The organism is Microcoleus sp. (assembly GCF_049646505.1).
In the GTDB taxonomy this organism is placed as follows: domain Bacteria; phylum Cyanobacteriota; class Cyanobacteriia; order Cyanobacteriales; family Microcoleaceae; genus Microcoleus.
Genome location: NZ_JBARVX010000509.1, coordinates 1 through 3,505, shown reverse-complemented (window position 1 = coordinate 3,505; position 3,505 = coordinate 1). Strand labels below are relative to the sequence as shown.

Here is a 3,505-nt window from a genome sequence, read left to right as displayed (position 1 = left end):
CAACTATATTAGAAACCAACCCAGACAAAGGCTTAGAACCAGCAGAAGCAGCCAGCCGCCAACAAAAATTCGGTTTCAACGAATTAGTAGTAAAAGCTGGAAAACCAGTCTGGTTAAAATTCCTCCATCAATTCAACCACCCTTTATTACTCATCTTGCTGAGTGCGGGTTTAATCAAAGCAGCAATTGGGGAATGGCTCAACGCCAGCGTAATTTTGGGCGTCACAACCATCAACGCTACTATCAGCTTCATCCAAGAAACGAGGGCCCAGAAAAAAATCGCAGCCATCGCCCAAGCAGTCAGCACAGAAGCCGCAGTCATCCGGGGTGGCAAAACATTAAAAATTCCCTCAAAAGAAGTTGTAGTCGGCGACTTAGTAACCGTAACTTCCGGCGACAAAGTGCCTGCAGATTTGCGCTTAGTTAAAGTGCGCGATTTGCAAATCGACGAGTCGGGACTTACAGGAGAATCCGCTGCTGTCGAAAAAGAATTAGGACAATCTGGAGACTTGATTCTGCCGCCAGAAACTCTCCTCGCCACCAGAGATAACATGGCTTATGCCGGCAGTTTCGTCACCTTCGGCCAAGGTAGCGGGATTGTAATTGCGATCGCCAACAACACCGAAACCGGCAAAATCTCCCAACTATTAGACCGCGACACCGACCTCACCACCCCTTTAACCCGCAAAATCAATCAATTCAGCCAACACTGGCTGCTATTAGTGCTGGCTGTGGCAAGCTTGACCTTTGCAGTCAGGTTGGGCTGGCCTGTCCCGCCGGGAGTTTCAGCCTTTAAAGAAGCAGTAGAAGCCGCAGTCGCCCTGATTGTCGGCGCAATTCCCGCAGGCCTCCCCGCCGCCATCACCCTCACCCTCGCCGTCGGCGTTTCCCGGATCGCCGGCCGCCACGCCATTGTCCGCAAACTGTCCGCAGTCGAAACCCTTGGAGGCGCGACAGTCATCTGTTGCGACAAAACCGGAACTTTGACGGAAAACCAGATGAGGGTGCAAGAAATCTATGCCGGCGGCACATCCTACTCTGTCACCGGCAGCGGCTACAACCCCGACGGCGAAATTCAACTCAACAAACTGCCAATTGCAGCCAGCCACGCTCCAACTTTGCAAGAATGCTTGCAGGCTGGAATGTTGTGTAACGATTCTCGCCTGGAATTTAAAGATGATAATTGGATTGTTGTCGGAGATCCGACGGAAGGGGCGTTAATTGCTGCTGCTAAAAAAGCAGATTTTATGAAGGAAATTTTGGCAAAATTCATGCCGCGCCTGGATTCAATTCCTTTTGAACCGCAGTTTCAATATATGGCGACGCTGCACCGCACTCCAAACGGTAAAATTTTGTATGTTAAAGGTTCGGTAGAATCAATTCTGACTCGCTGCGGTTCCAGTCTTGATGTTGAAGGAAATCTGGCTGAGGTCGATCGCGCGCAAATTCACCGCCAAGCCGATGCAATGGCCGAACAATGCTGGCGCGTCTTGGCTTTAGCGAAAAAGCCAGTACCCGAAAGCCAAAATTCCGTGTACCGATCGGATTTGGAGTCAGGGCTGATTTTCTTGGGAATACAGGGAATGATCGACCCGCCGCGGGCCGAAGCGATCGCGGCAGTCCAAGTTTGTCAAGCCGCCGGCATCCAAGTCAAAATGATTGCGGGCGATCGCACCGCCACCGCCAAGGCGATCGCCCGCCGCATGAGATTGGGCAAAACCGAGCACCACAGGGAACTCCTAGCCTACACCGGCGCCGGGCTCGCCCAAATGAACAAAAACGAACTCGCCGAAGCGGTAGAAGCCGGCTCAGTTTTTACCCGCGTCGCCCCGGAACAAAAACTCCGCCTGGTAAAAGCTTTGCAGCAAAAAGGCGAAATTGTAGTGATGGCGGGAGGCCGTGTTAGCGACGCGCCCGCCCTCAAACAAGCGGATATCGGGATGGCCGCGGGCAGCGGTACGGATGTTTCTCAGGAAGCCGCGGACATGATTTTGACTGACGACAACTTTGCGTCGATCGAATCTGCGGTAGCAGAAGCGCGATCGGCTTACAAAAACCTGCTCAATGCAATTAGCTTCATTCTCCCGCTCAACGGCGGAGAATCGATCGCTATTTTGCTCAGCACTTTGTTGGGCCGGGAATTGCCGATTTGGTCGCTACAAATCCTCTGGCTGAATACGATCGACTCGATTACTATGACTTTGCCCTTGGCCTTCGAGCCCAAGTCACCGGGAGTCATGCAACAACAACCGCGATCGCTCAACGAACCTTTGTTTACCCTCAACCGGATCGAGCGGATTTTAGCAATTTCCCTTTACAACGGGATGCTGGTTTTCGGAATGTTTGAATGGGTGCGCCAAACAACGTGGGGAAATTTGGAACTCGCCCGCACGATGGCGATTCAAACCTTGGCAATCGCCAGAATTATTTACCTGTTGAGTCTCAGCCAATTCTTGCCCTCTTTAATCGCTAAATTTAAGGGCTCGAAAGAAAAAGTTAGCAATGCCTTCCCCCTCGTTTTCGGCATTGTCGCCGCCGCGATTTTGCAAATCGTCTTTGCTAATTCTCCATTTATCAACAGCATATTCCAGACAGCTCCGATGAGTCTGGGTCAGTGGCTGATTTGCTTTGGAGTAGCGCTACCTGCGATCGGTATTGCTCTGTGTATCAACCGCTTCGATCCTCCCAACTAACTCACCATTCACCTGTACAGTGCGTCAGACTTGTGGCGATCGCGACCAACTCGGATTTTCCCACTGACCTCTCTTCTAGAGACTCTGTGTTCTCTGCGCCCTCTGCGGTTAAAACATTCCGAGCCAACAAGATATGCACTTCACAACAATTATATCTGTATCCTAAAATACAATAAATCGATTCCTTAAAAAAAGTAGACATATATTAACAAAATAAATGTGCGATCGCTCAGAGATTAGCAGCTTATTGACAATTAATTTGAATGCCTCCCGATCGCCCTTCGCGAAACCCCTTACGCTAAAGGTTCTAGCTAGAAACAGTTTTGACAAAACCAGCCCGATCGCCACTACCAATCCTTCCTTATTGACACCAGCTTCCTAAAAGATTTACTTATTAATTAAATTTAATATTTGTTTTATAATTACAGGAAGAGTACGCTAAACTGAATAACCAAGACAAGAAAATGTGGAACTCGCTCTTGGCGAGCCAACACAACTTGACCTGTGGCAATAATTAAGTTAATCAAAAGTGTAAAATCAGCAGGGATATTTAAAAGACTTATGCTAGCAATAAATCTTTCGAGCCCCGCTGCAAACCTGCGCTCAAAATAGTTCGCTTGCTTGGCCAATTAGCGAACAGCAAAAAAGCGCTTTGATAAACTTCAGTGATGTCGTTACAGAAGATTGTCAGGAACCTCAGCCTAAAGGCGTGAGGCTTGAAAGAGAAATCTCAAAGCCGTCCTGACCAGCCTAAGTCTTAACTGACTACGTTTTTTGAGTCACGACACCCTGTGGATGCGAAGCTAGTCCCT

At 49.2% G+C, this 3,505-nt stretch carries 2 protein-coding genes; both read left to right on the top strand.

What is annotated here, in order from left to right; all coding sequences use genetic code 11:
* Positions 1–2,693, top strand: a 2,693-nt coding sequence (locus WBA89_RS24340) for an HAD-IC family P-type ATPase (protein ID WP_424410047.1), incomplete at its 5' end; no start/stop codon positions are given.
* A gap of 217 nt (positions 2,694–2,910) precedes the next feature.
* Entirely contained in the window at positions 2,911–3,075 is a 165-nt protein-coding gene (locus WBA89_RS24335; RefSeq protein WP_424410045.1) for a hypothetical protein, read from the top strand.
* Positions 3,076–3,505 lie beyond the last annotated feature (430 nt).